Origin of the sequence: Polaribacter vadi (assembly GCF_001761365.1) — a bacterium.
In the GTDB taxonomy this organism is placed as follows: domain Bacteria; phylum Bacteroidota; class Bacteroidia; order Flavobacteriales; family Flavobacteriaceae; genus Polaribacter; species Polaribacter vadi.
The window spans coordinates 2,830,522-2,847,772 of record NZ_CP017477.1 but is presented as its reverse complement, the minus strand read 5'-3'; the positions used below and the strand labels follow the sequence as shown (position 1 = coordinate 2,847,772).

General features: G+C 30.0%; 15 protein-coding genes. All 15 read right to left on the bottom strand.

The features are described from left to right. Positions 1–66 precede the first annotated feature (66 nt). Positions 67–1,668 (bottom strand): choice-of-anchor J domain-containing protein, encoded by a 1,602-nt coding sequence (locus LPB03_RS12335; protein ID WP_065319900.1) that lies wholly within the window; start codon positions 1,666–1,668, stop codon positions 67–69. 12 nt (positions 1,669–1,680) lie between these two features. Next, a complete protein-coding gene (locus LPB03_RS12330) occupies positions 1,681–4,227 on the bottom strand; it encodes a TonB-dependent receptor (RefSeq protein WP_065319899.1) in 2,547 nt (848 codons plus the stop codon). A gap of 219 nt (positions 4,228–4,446) precedes the next feature. Continuing rightward, positions 4,447–6,012 (bottom strand): glucose-6-phosphate isomerase, encoded by a 1,566-nt coding sequence (gene pgi / locus LPB03_RS12325; RefSeq protein WP_065319898.1) that lies wholly within the window; start codon positions 6,010–6,012, stop codon positions 4,447–4,449. 3 nt (positions 6,013–6,015) lie between these two features. Next, entirely contained in the window at positions 6,016–7,287 is a 1,272-nt protein-coding gene (locus LPB03_RS12320) for a peptidoglycan DD-metalloendopeptidase family protein (protein ID WP_065319897.1), read from the bottom strand. Between the two features lie 101 nt (positions 7,288–7,388). Then, positions 7,389–8,159, bottom strand: a complete 771-nt coding sequence (locus LPB03_RS12315; RefSeq protein WP_065319896.1) for a DUF3108 domain-containing protein — start codon at positions 8,157–8,159, stop codon at positions 7,389–7,391. A gap of 188 nt (positions 8,160–8,347) precedes the next feature. Beyond that, complete coding sequence (locus LPB03_RS12310) at positions 8,348–9,265, bottom strand: tryptophan 2,3-dioxygenase family protein (protein WP_065319895.1); 918 nt, start codon at positions 9,263–9,265, stop codon at positions 8,348–8,350. 121 nt (positions 9,266–9,386) lie between these two features. Then, on the bottom strand, positions 9,387–10,547 hold the full coding sequence (gene hppD, locus LPB03_RS12305; protein WP_065319894.1) for a 4-hydroxyphenylpyruvate dioxygenase: 1,161 nt from the start codon (positions 10,545–10,547) through the stop codon (positions 9,387–9,389). Positions 10,548–10,811: 264 nt separating this feature from the next. Beyond that, the gene (locus tag LPB03_RS12300; RefSeq protein WP_065319893.1) at positions 10,812–11,978 is read right to left on the bottom strand and encodes a homogentisate 1,2-dioxygenase; all 1,167 of its coding nucleotides are present in this window, start codon (positions 11,976–11,978) and stop codon (positions 10,812–10,814) included. Positions 11,979–12,248: 270 nt separating this feature from the next. Further along, positions 12,249–12,755, bottom strand: coding sequence for a ferritin (locus LPB03_RS12295; protein ID WP_065319892.1), 507 nt, complete (start codon positions 12,753–12,755; stop codon positions 12,249–12,251). A gap of 97 nt (positions 12,756–12,852) precedes the next feature. Beyond that, entirely contained in the window at positions 12,853–13,140 is a 288-nt protein-coding gene (locus LPB03_RS12290; RefSeq protein WP_065319891.1) for a hypothetical protein, read from the bottom strand. A 68-nt stretch (positions 13,141–13,208) separates the two neighbouring features. Beyond that, on the bottom strand, positions 13,209–13,757 hold the full coding sequence (locus LPB03_RS12285; RefSeq protein WP_065319890.1) for a hypothetical protein: 549 nt from the start codon (positions 13,755–13,757) through the stop codon (positions 13,209–13,211). Positions 13,758–13,889: 132 nt separating this feature from the next. Further along, positions 13,890–14,945, bottom strand: coding sequence for an NAD(P)/FAD-dependent oxidoreductase (locus LPB03_RS12280; protein ID WP_065320140.1), 1,056 nt, complete (start codon positions 14,943–14,945; stop codon positions 13,890–13,892). Positions 14,946–15,135: 190 nt separating this feature from the next. Beyond that, positions 15,136–15,372, bottom strand: a complete 237-nt coding sequence (locus LPB03_RS12275; protein WP_065319889.1) for a NifU family protein — start codon at positions 15,370–15,372, stop codon at positions 15,136–15,138. Between the two features lie 3 nt (positions 15,373–15,375). After that, positions 15,376–16,515, bottom strand: coding sequence for an Mrp/NBP35 family ATP-binding protein (locus LPB03_RS12270; RefSeq protein ID WP_065319888.1), 1,140 nt, complete (start codon positions 16,513–16,515; stop codon positions 15,376–15,378). Positions 16,516–16,777: 262 nt separating this feature from the next. Continuing rightward, the gene (locus LPB03_RS12265) at positions 16,778–17,107 is read right to left on the bottom strand and encodes an MGMT family protein (protein WP_065319887.1); all 330 of its coding nucleotides are present in this window, start codon (positions 17,105–17,107) and stop codon (positions 16,778–16,780) included. Positions 17,108–17,251 lie beyond the last annotated feature (144 nt).

The window sequence follows — 17,251 nt, the reverse complement described above, 5'->3', positions numbered from 1 at the left end:
AATTTTATAAATAAAAAAACCACCTCTATTGAGGTGGTTTTTAGAATTTATTAAAGACTATAAATATTATCTTCTAATATAAACGCCTGATGAAAGAGTATAATTAATAGTTATATTTTGGGAAGACCCATTATAAACATATACAATAACATCAAAATTTTGTCCTTCTGCTGCATCTGGGAAACGAGTTTTTAAAACCGTATTAATTGCAGCATCTATTTGTTCTTCTTCCCAACTAAAAGTACTAATGTTTCCATAGCTCTCTAAGTTAGCAACTGCAGCTTCATAACCTTCTACAGTTCTAAAAGTATTTGCAATTAAAGTGTAATCTTCTGCAACAAGTTCATATTTTGTTGCTGGAGCCCATTTTGAACCATCATGTGAAAAATCTATAGTATAGTTAAAATCTCCCCAAACACCATTAGAATAAGAATAAGTATTTCCTTTTAATAGAGCACCACCATCATAATATCTATACACTAAAGAGAATACATCTCCTTCTTGTGCATATGGAAATTTATTTTTAAGGAAAGTAGGTAAATAATCATTAGGAGTAATTGAACTACTAAAATTATTATATCTACCAGGTTGACCACTGCTTTCTCCCATAGAATCAAAGTCTGCATCACTTAAATAGTAAACACCTTCTGATAATTCCCAAGCACTACCATCAAAAGTATAAAATTCTGAAACACCTTCTGTTTCACCTTCTACACCAGCAGCTTTCAAAGAAACATTTACAACCTCGTAAGTTCCAGCGTCAGTTGATGTAGATGTATATTTAAATGCTATATTAATAGTTTTTCCATTATAAGCAGCTAAACTATATGGATTAGATAATACTTCATCCCAACTAGTACCATCAGGAACATTCGTTAAATCAATAACATCCCAAGTTGCTGCAGAAATATCGTCAGTATAATCAGTTGAAATTAAAACACTAAACCCAGAAGGATCACCATAATTAAAAATTTGAGTTGTTTCTAAAGTAGCATTAGGAAAACTACTTAAATCTATATCTGAAGAAATTAACCAATCTTCATTTGGATTTCTATTTCCAGAAGCAAAACCTGTCATTTTTGCACCATAATTTGTTCCTTCCCAAACTTGGTCTCCACTAACACTTACTGCTTCGTAACCTAATAAAGTTCCTTCTCCTGCAAAATCTGCCGTATAAAATTCTGTAATTCCATTTTCTGTTTCACCAACATATTGGTTATATTTAGCTAAAACAACATCTCCTTCAACAGCTGTTGTAAAATTAGCTTCTAATATAGTAGGTAAAAAATCATTTGCATTTTCGCTATCATAAAAAGCTATAGCGTTATCTGTAACATTTGATGGATAATCTGTAAGTGCTAAAGAATATTCTACTGCTCCAGTATAATCTCCTAACATTTCTAACTTATATGAAATTGAAGCTGTAGACCCATTACCCCAAAGTGGGTATTTATTGGATAAAAAACTTGGCAATAAAGATTTTGCTTCATCTTCTGAATTAAAGTAACGACTTTCAAATCCTAATGACTCATAATCATCATCAGTAAGCGTATAGGTAACTTCACCACTAATATCCCTTGCTTCAACTTCTTCGTAAATATCTTCTAATGGATCACATGAAGTGAATACCATTGAAAAAACTGTTAATAATAAAAGTATTTTTTTCATTTTTTTATTTTTCTAAAATTTAACTTTTAAACCTAAACTAAATGTTCTACCTGCTCCGTAATAAACTTGAGCAGTATCATAGCTTGAATTAGAACCATTATTTGCATCTGATATATATTCTACATCAAAAATATTGTTCATGTTTGCTGATAATGTAGAATTTAAACCAGCGATTTCAAAACCATGTCTTAATCCTAAATCAAATAAATGATAGTTAGGTAATTTCCAAGTATTAGTTCTATCTGCCTCTTCTGGTGAATCTGCTGTTCTACCAGTAACATTCATAGTTGCATAATTATCTCCAGCATAGTTGTAGTCTAATGAGATACTAGTTTTGCCTAATAAATCATATTTAAGACCAAATGCGAATGTTGTTTGTGCAGCATCAGAAACTTTCAAGTCTTTTGCATAAATTGTTTCACTACTTATCAACTCACCTGTAGTGTCATTAAAAGTATTTGCAGATGCATCATCTTTCCATCTCCAGTTACCTAAAGAAGCCATACCAGTAATAGCTAATTTATCCATTGGTCTAAATAAGAAATCAACTTCTATTCCTTGGTGTAAAGCATCTAAGCCTGTAACATTTGATGTAATAAATTCTCCATCAGCACCTGGAAGACTAAAAGTCATAAATCTATCTATCCAAGATGTGTTATATAAGTTAACATTGGCAGAAAAAACTTGAGTTTTAAAACCATAACCTAACTCTAAACTAAATACTTTTTCATTTAATGCACCATCATATAATTCCACAGAATAATCGCTATCAAATACATTATCAAAAATTGGAGCTCTAGAAAAATACCCAATATTAGCAAATACTTTTTGTTTCTCGTCTAGATTGTAATTAGCACCACCTTTAGTACTATATCCTATAAAACTAGCAGATTCAGACTCTCTATCTTCAGCTCCATAAGACATTCTATCTACCTTACTATATACTGAGTTAGATACAGAAGTTGAGAAAAATACTGATAAATCATCTTTACTATATTCTAATTGTGCGAATAAACCATATCTACCTACTTTACCATCATAATCTTTATTAAACTTATCTCCTACTTTTAATGCTTGACCACCAGTTTTTTCTTTAAGATCATCATTATAAAAATACTGACCTCCTAAAAGATCTGTTACTTCATACCAGTGAGAACCAACATAAGATCTTGCATCTATACCTCCTGACAAAGTTAAGGTTTCTGATAAATCAGTTTTTAATGTAGATAAAACACCATACCACTCATGAGAATTTTTAGAAGCTGCAAATATATCAGTTGCTCCATTTGCACCACTTGCAATATTTTCTGCTACTATTTGATCAAAGTTAATAGGCTGATCTATGTCTCCTAATCTATAAGAGTCTGAAGAGAATTTTGTTCCTTGAGTTCTTCTTCCTCCTCCTGAACCAAAAGAAGCATAAACTGAAGTTGTTAAATATGTTTTATCAGAAATTGTCCAGTCATGGTTTAAAGAAATCTGTGGTTTATGATAAAAGTTAAAAGAGCTATTTTCTACTTTACCATTTCTATAACCCCAATCTGGATTAAATCTTTTTCCACCTTGTTCTGTTGCTTTATATTCTGCAATAGTTCGTCTATTAAATCTTTGTCCATGCTCTTGAATTGTTCCAATTGCATTAAAAGACAATTTGTGGTTTTCATTAACTTGATTAGAAACATTTAAAAAATAGTTTACACCACTAAACTGTAAACCATCTACATAACCTTCTCCTGAAACTTTAGAAGCAGAAGCTGTTACTGCAAAACCATTATCCATTAAACCTGTAGATAAAGTCATCCCATATTTTTGGTACCCATCATTACCAGTACTCATTACTATAGAACCTCCTTTAAGTGCGTCTGTTGATTTAGAAATAATATTTATTGTTCCACCAATAGAAGGCACTGCAACTTTAGATGCTCCTAAACCTCTTTGAACCTGCATTGCAGAAGTAACATCTGACAAGCCTGCCCAGTTAGACCAGTATACTGCACCATTTTCCATATCATTAACAGGAATACCATTAATCATTACAGCAATGTTTTGAGTTCTAAAACCACGTAAGTTAATTTCTCCATCTCCATAACCACCACCAGATTTTGTAGCATACACACCTGGTGTAGATTTTAAAATTTCTGGAAATTCTTGATTACTTAATTTAGCCTCAATATCTGCAGCTCTAATAGTAGAAACAGCCACTGGCGTTTTTCTATCAATTGCAAATGAAGTAGCTGTTACAATTATTTCATCTAAACTATTATCTTCTTCTAACTTAATTGAACCCAATTTTGAGTTTGCAGCAGAAAAAGAAACTTCTCTAGACTTATAACCAATAAAAGAAATTACTAATGTTCCAGAACTTGATTTTGCTGTTAAGCTAAATTTACCATCAAAATCTGCAGAAACCCCATTTGTAGTTCCTTTTTCTAAAACACTTGCTCCAGGTAAGGATTGATTTGTTTCATCAACAATAGTACCTGTAATTTTAGTTTGTCCTAAAACAGTAGCTGTTATAAAAAACATGGCTACAAATAATAAGTTTTTAAAATTTTTCATTATTAAATTTTATGTTATTAATTTTCCACAAAAGTCCCTTTTTTGCAGGTTTGGTATGTTAACTTAATGTTAAGTTTTAACAGGAAATTAAGATAGGTAAATTTATAAAAATATACCTATTCACGCTAAATATCAAACATTTAAATATTAACAATATTGTTAACAAAATTTTAGGTTTTTATTAACAAATAGGTTTTTTGAAAAATCTCTATAAAAAGTCTAAGCTTTTAGCAACTTATTTGCAAGCTCTTTCCCTAATTCAACTCCAAATTGATCATAACTATAAATGTTCCATAAAATACCTTGAGTGTATATTTTATGTTCGTACAAAGCCACTAATTTACCTAAAGATTTTGGTGTTAGCTTATCGAAAAGAATAGCGTTACTTGGTCTATTACCTTCAAAAACTTTAAAAGGTAAAAGTTGATTTATTTTTTCTTTATCACCAGAAAATTGTAATTCTAAATGTACATCTTCTTTTGTTTTACCAAAAGCTAAAGCTTCCATTTGACCATAATAATTTGCCATTAATTTTTTATGATGATCCGTTAAACCATATAAAGATTCCTTATAACCAATAAAATCTGCTAGAATTAATTTTGTTCCTTGATGTACTAATTGCATAAATGCGTGTTGCATATTAGTACCTGTACTTCCCCAAACAATGGTTCCTGTTTGGTAATCTACTTTATCTCCATTTCTATCTACACCTTTTCCATTGCTTTCCATAATTGCTTGTTGCAAATAACTAGGAAGTTTCGATAAGTATTGAGAATATGGCAAAACAGCTTCAGTTTCTGCACCATAAAAATTATTATACCAAATACTTAATAAAGCTAAGATTACTGGAATGTTTTCTTTAAAATCTGTGTTTCTATAATGCAAATCCATCTCTTCTGCACCATCTAACAAAGCTCTATAATTATTAAAACCTACAGATAAACTTATAGACAAACCTACTGCTGACCATAGAGAGAAACGTCCACCAACCCAATTCCACATTGGGAACACATTATTTTTATCAATACCAAAGTTATCTACAGCTTCTAAATTAGTGGAAACTGCTACAAAGTGTTTTGGGATATCAAAAATAGTAGCCGATTTTAAAAACCAATTCTTTATAGTTTCTGCATTGGTAATTGTTTCTTGTGTTGTAAAAGTTTTAGATACAATTACAAAAAGTGTCGTTTCTGGATTTAAGGTTTTTATAATTTCAGAAACATGATCACCATCAATATTAGAAACAAAATGGGTGTTTAACTGATTTTTGTAAAATTTTAAAGATTCTACAATCATATCTGGACCAAGATCAGAACCACCAATACCAATATTTACAATATCTGTAATAGACTTTCCTGTATATCCTTTCCATTTACCAGAAATAACTTTGTTAGAAAAACTTTTAATTTTTCTTAAAGCTGCTTGTATTTGAGGTTTTATATTTTTTCCGTTTACTAAAATTGGATCTTCAGAAGTACTTCTTAAAGCTGTATGCAAAACCTCTCTACCTTCAGTTACATTTATAATTTCTCCAGAAAATTGTTTTTCAATAGCATCTTTTAAATCAACCTCATTTGCTAAATCAACCAATAAATCTATGGTTTCATTTGTGATTCTATTTTTAGAAAAATCAACCAATAAATCATCGAACTCTAAAGAAAACTCTTGTTTTCTGTTATCATCTTTATATAAATCTTTTATATTGATGTTTTTATTCTCCTCAAAATGATTTGTTAATGCTTTCCAAGCATTTGTTTTAGTTGGATTGATGTTTTTTAAAGCCATAATTTAGTTTTGCGCTACAATTTCTGTAACTTTTTCTGGTTTTTTAACTGGTATTCTTTTATAATCTAGCTGATATTTTAAAGGTCTTATAAATTCATAAAAAATTGGTTCTACATCCTTTGCCAATGGTTTAGCTGCTGGTAATTTTTCTTTAAAAGGATCTACTTCTCTACCATTTTTCCAAAAACGATAACAAACATGTGGTCCTCCAGTATTTCCAGTCATTCCAACCCAACCAATAATATCTCCTTGCTTTACATAGTCACCTTTCTTTACATTTTGATTTTGCATGTGTAAATATTGGGTAGAATAAATATTATTATGTTTAATTTTTACAAATTTTCCATTACCACCTCTTCTAGTAGATTCTACAACAGTTCCGTTTGCTGTAGAGATAATTGGAGTACCTAATCTTGCAGCAAAATCGGTTCCTCTATGAGGTTTTATTCTGTTTCCATAATAAGCAATTCTTCTTTTTAGATTGTATCTTGATGAAACTCTATATTGAAATTTTATAGGTGCTTTTAAAAACTGACTACGTAACATTTTTCCTTTATCATCATAATATTCATGAATATTTAAAGTGGAATCTGCTAAAAAACGAAAAGCGTATAAATCTTTTCCTTTATGTTTAAAAACTGCCGATTTTACTTTTCCATATCCTGCAAAAGTAGAATCTTCAATATATTTTTCTTCGTACACAAATTTAAAAGAATCTCCTTTTTGAAGTTTATAGAAATCTAAAGTCCAAGCATAAATATCTGCAATTGTCCAGGTTAAATTGGTACTTAAACCCAAACTATCCATGGTTGCAGAAAGGCTAGAATTAATTACGCCTTCTATTTCTTTTTCAACAACTATTATTGGTTTCTTATATAAAGTTGCAGTAATTGTAGAATCTTTAAAATCTAAAATTGTTGAATTTATTTTATCATGTTTATAGATGAAAATTTGTGCTTGCTGAGTAGAATCTTTGCTTGCTAAAATAGTATAAGGTTTCCCTGCTCTAACTCGTCTCACATCAAAAATTTCTTTTACAGATGTTGCAATTTCGTTAATTTTAGGATACATTACATGATGCTTATCTAAAATAGCTCCAAAACTATCGCCACTTTTTATGGTATCTTGAATAACATTAAAGTCATCAAGATTATAGCCATACCTAATTTCTGGAATTGGTTCTATCTTTTCAGGAACAACAATAGGCTTAATTTCATCTTTTTTACAAGAAGAAAATGATATAATAAATGCTAGAAGAATCAGTGCTTTTTTCAAGAAAATTGTACTATTTTAAGATCGGATTCAAAAGTACAAATAAAATTGATTTATAAAGAATCTAATAATAGAACTTGCTAAAACAGTTTCGTTAAAATTTTCTAAATTTTTTCAAAAGGATTTGCCAGTCCTTTATAATCTTCTAATTCTGCTCTTAAAGAACCAACAGATAAAGAAGCTTGCATTTTTATTGGAATTTTATTAGCATCATCAGTAATCCAAATCGTTACACTTTCTTCTTCTTTAAAAATTCTCCCTGACTGAACCAATGGTCTAAATACTAAAGAATTAACTTTTCCGAATTTTGTTCTCAAAACTTCTCTACCTAAAAAACGAAGTTTAAAAGGGTATACTTGAGCATCCAAAAACATATCTAAAGCTACTTCATCTCCTTTTTTTAAGCTCTTAGTTTCTATATTTCTTAAATAATAAAAAGAAGACATCATATCTTGCACATTTTTAAATGCTACAGATGTATCTTTTTGATTCGTAAAATCTTGAATGTAAGCTTTATGAGATTCGTAATTAAAAGAGGTTATTCTATGTTTTTTATAACCACCTTCGTCAATTTTTCTTTTAAATAAATATGGTTTTATATTGTCCTTATCAAAATAAGATTCATAAACATCATCTACTTCAAAAAACCATTTTATCATTCCAGAAGTCCAACCTGTACCTTTAGCATACAATACTTTTTTGCCTTGATATTCTGTTTCGTTAACTTCTAAAATTGCAGTTCCAGCTCTTAAAAAACCACTATAACTCATTTTATAACGAAGCCATTCTCCACTCTTAAAAGGTACTTTTTTTTCTTGTCCAGAGATAGAAAATGTAATTACAAAAAGTAAAACAATCAGGATATTTTTTTTCATAGTTATCAAACTTATAAAAAACTATTGACAATTACCATTCCAAAATTAGAAAATACGTTTCTCATAAATTTATAATGAGCAATTTAACATTTTTTTAATGTTTATACTAAGTATAAAAATAATAATTAATTTTACAAAAATGAAGGTTTATCTTTCAATTAAAATGAAATTATAAGAATATTTTAACTTTAAAAAGTTCCCCAGTTTTTTAATTCTTCTTCGCTCCATAAATACGGATAAAAAATTCTTCGTTGGTATTTTGGATGCATATATTTTCGCCAATTACTACCTCCTGTTGCTTTTAAGTCGGAATCGCTACCACCAATATATTTTGCTGCTGCATTGTAATGAGCCATTACCCATTTTACATTTACAGTATAATCATAATGACGCATTGCCTTTATTAAATCTTCGTTTTCTTGAGTTTCTTGTGGTAATTGTTTAAATTTAAGTGATAAATTAATATCATTATAATCTTCCATAAAATCGATAAACTCTCCTAAATATTTTTCTTCGAAAAGGTTTAACAAAGTTGATTTTTGCCCAGTTGTATAATTTTTACCTGCTGCTTGCCAATACAAATGATTGTATGCATTTTTAAATGATGAATTTCTATCTATTTTATCTCTAAAACGTGCATCTATTAAATTAATTAATTCTGTTGATGCAAACTCAATTTTTCGATATTGTGCTGACTGAAAACCACTTGCAGGTGTTAATGTATTTCTGAATTTTAAATATTGTTCTTTTTCCATGCCATCTGCCATTACATTAAAAGAACTACAAAGCATATCAAAATATCTACTAATTCTATTTAAATGCATCGAAAATTTATCCGCAGAAACTTCTGTAGCTTTTGCAACTTGCTCTATTTCCCACAAAATCATTTTAAATAACAACTCGTTAACTTGATGGTACATAATAAATACCATTTCATCTGGTTGATCTGTTCTTTGTGTTTGCAAACCTAAAAGTGAATCTGTTTGAATATAATCCCAATAAGTAATTGGTTTACTCCACAATAAACCTTCTAGCATTGCCTCTACAGGAACCCCCAATTTATCGTATTTTTCTTCAATTGCTTTTAGTATTTCTTCTCTTTTCATTATTGATGATTGAATAACAAAGATATGATTGTTTTTAAAAATAAGACCTCACAGATTTTGAAAACCTGTGAGGTCTAGAAATATTTATAATCTAAACAATTACTAAAAAACTGGCTACTAATTAAAGCGTTCCTCTTTTTGCTTGTTCTCTTTCTATAGATTCAAAAAGTGCTTTAAAATTTCCTGCTCCAAATCCTTTTGCACCCATTCTTTGAATAATTTCAAAAAACAAAGTTGGCCTGTCTTCAACTGGTTTTGTAAAAATTTGTAATAAATAACCTTCTTCATCAGCATCTATCATAATTCCTAAACCTCTTAGTTTTTCGATGTCTTCAGCTAATTCATGTTTAAATTCCTGCAATCTTAAAGGTACAGATTTGTAGTATTCTTCTGGTGGAGTTGATAAAAATTCAATTCCATTTGCTTTTAATTGGGATACTGTTTTTATAATATCGTCAGTAGCCATTGCAATATGTTGTACTCCTGCTCCTTCGTAAAAATCTAAATATTCTTCAATTTGAGAACGTTTTTTCCCTTCTGCTGGTTCGTTTATTGGGAATTTAATTCGTCCATTTCCATTGGACATTACTTTACTCATTAATGCTGAATATTCTGTATGAATTTGCTTGTCATCGAAAGATAAAAAGTTTACAAACCCCATAACATCTTCATAGAACTTTACCCAAGTATTCATTTGGTTCCAACCAACATTACCAACCATATGATCTATATATTTTAATCCTGATGTTGGTGGATTATAGTCTGATTCCCATTTTTGGAAACCTGGTAAAAATGCGCCATGATAATTTTTACGCTCTACAAACATGTGTACAGTTTCTCCATACGTATAGATTCCTGCTCTTACAACTTCACCAAATCCGTCTTTTTCGACAGTTGGTTCCATATAAGATTTTGCGCCACGTTTTATCGTTTCTTCATACGATTTTCTAGCATCTTCTACCCAAAGTGCAACCACTTTTACTCCATCTCCATGTTTTACGATATGGTCGTTTATTGGTGATTTGCTATTTAAAGGAGTTGTTAAAATAATTTTAATTTTATCTTGCGTTAAAACATAACTCACAGAATCTTTTGCCCCAGTTTCTAAACCTCTGTATGCATAAGATTGAAATCCAAAGGCTGTTTTGTAAAAATGTGCAGATTGTTTTGCGTTACCCACATAAAATTCTACATAATCTGTTCCTAACAATGGAAGGAAATCTTGTGCTCCTTCAAATATTTTTTCTAATCCGTAGTTTACTGATTTTATTTCTTTTGCCATCTTTTGATGATTTTATCTTTTTTAGACCTCAAAGGTTTTAGAAACCTGTGAGGTCTTTGTTGTTTATAAATTTGCTATTTCTTTATTGAAAGCAATTCGTTTGCAAACAAGTTTAGCCCAGATTGAACGGTTTGTTTGAGCTCTTTTTTGCTTTTTCTGTAAAAAAAGCGAGTAGTGAAAGCTGGAAATAGCTTCAAATAATTATTTTAATGAACGTTTTTTACCACAAACTTTACACCAGAGTGTTTTTTCTCTTTGGGAAGATTAAGATGGGCTATTCAACCAACTTTTATAATAGTCTTCATCTGCAATTTTCATAGCTTCTTCTGTAACTTGCAAAGGTTTAAAAGTATCAACCATAACTGCTAATTCTCCAGTTTTAGTTTTTCCAATACTTTTTTCTGCAGTTCCTGGGTGTGGGCCATGAGGAATACCTGCTGGATGCAAAGAAATATGACCTTGATCGATATCGTTTCTGCTCATAAAATCACCATCTACATAATATAAAACTTCGTCTGAATCGATATTACTGTGACTGTAAGGTGCAGGAATTGAATCTGGATGATAATCATACATTCTAGGCACAAAACTGCAAATTACAAAGGCATTTGTTTCAAAAGTTTGATGCACTGGAGGTGGTTGATGAATTCTACCTGTAATTGGCTCAAAATCGTGAATTGAAAATGCATACGGAAAATTATAACCATCATAACCAACTACATCAAAAGGATGAGAAGCGTACGTCATTTCTATAATTTCGCCCTGTTTTTTTACTTTGATGAAAAAATCTCCTAACTCATTATACGTTTCTAATTCGTAAGGTCTTCTTAAATCTCGCTCACAAAAAGGTGAATGTTCTAATAATTGACCAAAATAATTTCTGTAACGTTTTGGTGTATAAACAGGACTGTAAGATTCTACTATAAAAAGTCGGTTATTCTCATCATCAAAATCTAATTTATAAATAATTCCACGTGGAATTACTAAATAATCTCCATATTTAAAATCGATATTTCCAAGATGTGTTCTTAATTTTCCTGTTCCTTTATGGATAAAAATTACTTCGTCTGCATCTGTATTTTTATAAAAATAATCTGTGGTAGATTGTTTTGGAGCCGCTAAAATAATATTACAATCAGAGTTGGTTAAAACGATTTTTCTACTTTCTAGATAATCGTTTTCAGGCTTTACTTGAAATCCAATAAACTTGTAAGATTGAATATTATTTGCTTTTGCAATTTTTGGTTTTACAGAATATTGTTTCCCAATTTTTTTGACCATGGTTGGTCTGTATTCGTGATACGAATTGGTAGACATTCCATCGAAACCAATAGTACCAAACAATTGTTCGTAATATAAACTACCGTCTTTTTTACGAAACTGTGTGTGTCTTTTTGGTGGGATTTTCCCTAATTTATGATAAAAAGGCATAAAATGTGTTTAATTGTTGAACTGTTAAAATCTTTTAATTGTTAATGAAATTCCAAAGACCCTGAAATAAATTCAGGGTGACAAAAAGTTGTTATTCTGGATTTCGTTTTATTAAAAACTTTAGATGTATTAATAAGTCTTGAAACATTTCAATCGATTTCGTGATGAAAACAAAGATACAAAAAGCGATTCACAAAGAATCGTTAAGAAATTACTTCACAAAAAAAAACCGAAACAATTATGTTTCGGTTTTTTTTATTTCTTTTTTTATTACTCAGTTGGTAATCTTTCGTCTATCATTTTTAGAGGCATGCCTTCCATTAAATCGAAAATATCGATAATTCCTCTAACTGTATCTTCTTCCTCTACTTGCTCGTTTACAAACCATTGTAAGAAAACTTCAGATGCAAAATCATCTGCATTTCTTGCTGCTTTAAAACATTTGTAAATAGCTTGTGTTACTTGTATTTCTTGATCTAAAGATTTTTCATAGATTTCTCTTAAACCTTCAAATTCGTTATTAACTTCTGGAATTGCTGGTGAAAGTGCTGCTCCACCTGCATCATTTACAAAATTGAAAATTTTCATTCCATGCACTCTTTCTTCTTCTGCTTGCTTATAGAAAAATGCTTTGCTATTCACCAATTCTCTTTGGTCACACCAAGAAGCCATTGCTAAATAAGATGCAGATGCATGCATTTCTAATGCTATTTGTTCGTTTAACAAATCCATAACTTCTGTGTTAATGGTCATTTGTCTTCTTATGGCTGTTTTCATATTTTCTAAAATTTAAAATACAAAGATACAGGAAATAAAGAGTGATTTTGATGTTGAAAAATGATTTAAAGACAGTCTAAATAAAGATATTCGTGGACTAAAAATCAGAAAAACAGTACCCTAATTCTTCTTTTAAATCTAAAAGTTTCGGAATTTCTAAAAAAACCAAATGTTTTCTATCAGCAATAAATAGCAACACAAAATTTTCATTTTCGATGATGTTCTCTAAATTTTCTGTTGATGTTAAAAGATTAACCTTATTTCTTAGTTGAAGTACTTGTGGAAAAGTAAGTGTCATTACTTTTTCATCTATCTTTAATTGATAGTTGCAAAAAGTATGTTTTTTAAGTTGAATATTGAAAGTTACGTCACTTAATATTTCCATGGCGCAAATCTAATTATTATTTAGAATAAATAAAAACAATAATTAAGAAATGTTTTGACTTTTTTATTTTACCAGAAATATCCAGTTCCTAACAATTGATAGAGAGGTGTAAATGAAATAACAATAATCATTATAAAGGTAATTACTTTGATCCAAACTGATGTTGTTTTTTCTGCAATAATAAAACTAGCATTTAAAGAATTTGATTGTAATATAATATCTTTTGATTGATAAATAGGATTATTTAAGTTTGATCTTTTAGTAACTTTTTTAATTTTTGAAGTTAGGTTTGTATATAATATTAAAGTAGTAATAGAACTCAACATAATTATATCAAAAGTTGAAAAGGTATTTCCATAATTTAAAAACTCTACTAACAAAATTATACCAGGAATTATCAATAAAAGATAAGCTAACAATTTTGGTAAACGAGATGTTTTTCTTTCTTGTTGGAAATCACCTTCTTTAAATTTGTTTTTAGGAATTTTGTTATAATACCAAAGAAGAATTGAAACAATAAATAATGATATGATTGCAAATAATAATAACTCACCTCCATTTAAACCTCTATCCCAAAAATAATAATCTCCAAAACAATTCATATCTTTAATTTTCATCTAAAATAAGAAAATTAAATCAAAAGACCTGTCAGGTTTTAAAAACCTAACAGGTCTGAATAAAAATTTTAAACTTCTTATAATGATCACTCAAAGGGTTTGAAATCCTTTGAGGGTTAGTATAACTTAAATTTACTCAATCTTTTTAATCACAGCTTTGGGCGCTTCTTTTCTTGTTCCATCAAAACCATCTACGCCACCAACTGTTGTATATTTCATTACGTATTTTTTATCTAGAAAAATACGTTGATACGCACTTTGACACATTAAAGTTGCTTCATGGAAACCACAAAGAATTAATTTTAATTTCCCTGGATAGGTATTTACATCTCCAATTGCGTAAATTCCTGGAATATTTGTTTGATAATCTAAAGCGTTATTTACTTTAATCGCATTTTTTTCTATTTCTAATCCCCAATTTGCAATCGGTCCTAATTTAGGTGATAAACCAAAAAGCGGAATAAAATGATCGGTTTCAATTGTAAATGCTTCTCCTCCTTTTTGTACCACTGAAACTCCTGTTACTTTATCAGTTCCAACAATTCCTTTTACTTCTGCAGGAGTTATCATAGTGATTTTACCTGCGTCTTTTAATTCCTGAACTTTATCTACAGAATCTAAAGCACCTCTAAATTCGTTTCTTCTGTGAATTAACGTTATTGAGGATGCAACGTCTGTTAAAAATATTGCCCAATCTAAAGCTGAATCGCCACCTCCAGAAATCACTACTTTTTTATCTCTGTAAAATTCTGGATCACGTATAATATATTCAACACCTTTATCTTCAAAATTGGCAATGTTAGGAATTGGTGGTTTTCTTGGCTCAAAAGAACCTAAACCTCCTGCAATTGCAACAACTTTTGCGTGATGTTTTGTGCCTTTATTAGTAGTTACTATAAAGGTTTCATCTTCTTGCTTTTCGATAGTTTCTGCACGTTCTCCTAAAGTAAAACCTGGTTCAAATTGTTTAATTTGTTCCATTAATTTATCCGTTAAATCGCCTGCTAAAATTTCTGGATATGCAGGAATATCATAAATAGGTTTCTTCGGATAAATTTCTGAACATTGACCTCCTGCTTGTGGTAAAGCATCTATTAAATGACAACGCAGCTTTAATAATCCTGCTTCAAAAACGGTGAATAATCCTGTGGGTCCTGCACCAATAATTAAAATATCTGTTGTAATCATTTTTTTATTTTTTAAAACCTCACAAGTTTTTAAGCTTGTAAGGTTTTTTTTAATTCTCTTAAGTGCGTTAGGGATTGTAGTGACATCCTTTTTTGTTTTTCTCAAAAAAGATATAACGAAAAGCCCGACCTTTTTAGGAAACGCCCAAAAATATAATTTTATAATAGTTTAAAAACTGATTTTCATCAGTTTAAATCACATTTATAACTTCTTGAATTTGTGGAGCGTATTTTTTTATGGTTGCTTCAACTCCATTTTTTAGGGTCATTTGATTTACAGAACATCCCAAACAAGCACCTTGTAACTGCACTTTAACAATAGTATCTTCTATAGAAAGTAACTTAATATTACCTCCATCACTCACTAAAAAAGGGCGAATTTCTTCTAACGCCTTTTCTACATTATCTTGTGTTTCTTGTGCTGTCATAATTTATTTTTTTACTGCGCTACAACCGCTCATTGTTGTAATTCTTACAACTTCGGTTGGTGGCAAGTTAGCGTTTCTTTTTAATAGTTCAGAAACCATTTCTTTGGTAATATCATTAAAAGATTGCTCTAAAACTGTGCCTTCTTGCAACGCTACTGGATGCCCAACATCTCCTGCTTCTCTAATACTTTGTACTAAAGGAATTTCTCCTAAAAACTTCGTTTTAATATCTTCTGCTAAATTTTTTGCGCCATCTTTTCCGAAAATATAATATTTATTATCTGGCAATTCTTCTGGTGTAAAATATGCCATATTTTCGATAATTCCTAAAACTGGAACTTTTATGCTTTCTTGTTGAAACATGGCAACCCCTTTTTTAGCATCTGCCAACGCAATATTTTGTGGTGTAGAAACTACAACTGCGCCATTTATTGGTAAGGCTTGCACTATTGATAAATGCACATCTCCTGTTCCTGGAGGTAAATCGATTAAAAGAAAGTCTAACTCTCCCCAATCTGCGTCAAAAATTAATTGTTTTAATGCTTTTGATGCCATGGGTCCACGCCAAATTACTGCTTGATCTGGATCTGTAAAAAAACCTAAAGACAATAATTTAACTCCGTAATTTTCTACAGGTTTCATTTTTGAACGACCATCTACATTTACAGAAAGTGGTCTTGATTTTTCAACATCAAACATAATATGTTGTGATGGTCCATACACATCTGCATCTAAAACACCAACACTAAAACCCATTTTTGCTAAAGTAATAGCCACGTTTGATGTAATCGTAGATTTACCAACACCTCCTTTACCAGATGCAATTGCAATGATATTTTTAATATTCGGAATTTCTTTACCGCGAATTAAATTTGGATCTTCTTTTGCTGCTGGTTTTTCTACTTTTAAATTGATTTTTACCTCAATTTTTGAATTTACATGGGTTTGTACTGCCTTTGTAATTTCAGCTTCAATTTTCTTTTTTGCTTGTAAAGTTGGGTTGCTAATAGTAACATCTACATTTACCTCATCTCCAAAAATTACTACATTTTTAACATTATTACCTTCTATTAAACTTTTTCCTTCTCCAGGAGCTGTAATAGTTTCTAATGCTTTGTATATATCTTGTTTATTAAAACTCATTATATTGCTTTTAACCAGTAGCTTTAAGCTATTAGCTTCGTCTTTATTTTTATTTAATCTCGACTACAAAGATACGTTTTAACAACAAGAAAATAAAGCTAATAAATTGCGAATATTTATGGTTTGATAAGTGGAAATTATGGGTAGTAATTTTAGAAATGAAAATATCTATTAGAAAAAGTTTTTACAAAATTTATAAAACCATTTTTTATGATTATGTCCTGTTATTTAAATAATTAAGTATCTACTAAAAAAGTTATTATTAAAGTTCTTCTGAAGGATTCCAAAAAACTTTTTCTAAATCTTGAATTTGATTTTCAATCACAACAATACCTTCGTTTTCTAACAATTGTTGCATTAAATTTGTGCCATCAAAATGATGTTTTCCTGTTAATAACCCTTTTTTATTAACAACTCTGTGTGCAGGAACATCATCTAAATTGTGTGCTTTATTCATTGCCCAACCCACCATTCTTGCAGATTTTGCAGCTCCTAAATATGCGCCAATTGCTCCATAACTTGTAACCCTGCCAAATGGAATTTTGCGTGCAACCTTGTAAACTTTCTCGAAAAAATTATCGGATTCTTTCATTTTGGGAAGATAATTATTATTTCATAGAATTTTAAAGGCACAGATTTCACAAATATTTGTGCGTAAAATTATTACATGAATATTCACAAAGAAAACGCAGAGATCCACTGAGTTTTTTTTCAAATATTTACTTATTTTTTACAG

What these genes read in the sequence shown, in the direction of transcription:
- LPB03_RS12335 (WP_065319900.1), bottom strand. Translation starts at nt 1,668, where the DNA reads ATGAAAAAAATACTTTTATTATTAACAGTTTTTTCAATGGTATTCACT.
- LPB03_RS12330 (WP_065319899.1), bottom strand. Translation starts at nt 4,227, where the DNA reads ATGAAAAATTTTAAAAACTTATTATTTGTAGCCATGTTTTTTATAACA.
- pgi (WP_065319898.1), bottom strand. Translation starts at nt 6,012, where the DNA reads ATGGCTTTAAAAAACATCAATCCAACTAAAACAAATGCTTGGAAAGCA.
- LPB03_RS12315 (WP_065319896.1), bottom strand. Translation starts at nt 8,159, where the DNA reads ATGAAAAAAAATATCCTGATTGTTTTACTTTTTGTAATTACATTTTCT.
- LPB03_RS12310 (WP_065319895.1), bottom strand. Translation starts at nt 9,265, where the DNA reads ATGAAAAGAGAAGAAATACTAAAAGCAATTGAAGAAAAATACGATAAA.
- hppD (WP_065319894.1), bottom strand. Translation starts at nt 10,547, where the DNA reads ATGGCAAAAGAAATAAAATCAGTAAACTACGGATTAGAAAAAATATTT.
- LPB03_RS12300 (WP_065319893.1), bottom strand. Translation starts at nt 11,978, where the DNA reads ATGCCTTTTTATCATAAATTAGGGAAAATCCCACCAAAAAGACACACA.
- LPB03_RS12295 (WP_065319892.1), bottom strand. Translation starts at nt 12,755, where the DNA reads ATGAAAACAGCCATAAGAAGACAAATGACCATTAACACAGAAGTTATG.
- LPB03_RS12290 (WP_065319891.1), bottom strand. Translation starts at nt 13,140, where the DNA reads ATGGAAATATTAAGTGACGTAACTTTCAATATTCAACTTAAAAAACAT.
- LPB03_RS12285 (WP_065319890.1), bottom strand. Translation starts at nt 13,757, where the DNA reads ATGAAAATTAAAGATATGAATTGTTTTGGAGATTATTATTTTTGGGAT.
- LPB03_RS12280 (WP_065320140.1), bottom strand. Translation starts at nt 14,945, where the DNA reads ATGATTACAACAGATATTTTAATTATTGGTGCAGGACCCACAGGATTA.
- LPB03_RS12275 (WP_065319889.1), bottom strand. Translation starts at nt 15,372, where the DNA reads ATGACAGCACAAGAAACACAAGATAATGTAGAAAAGGCGTTAGAAGAA.
- LPB03_RS12270 (WP_065319888.1), bottom strand. Translation starts at nt 16,515, where the DNA reads ATGAGTTTTAATAAACAAGATATATACAAAGCATTAGAAACTATTACA.
- LPB03_RS12265 (WP_065319887.1), bottom strand. Translation starts at nt 17,107, where the DNA reads ATGAAAGAATCCGATAATTTTTTCGAGAAAGTTTACAAGGTTGCACGC.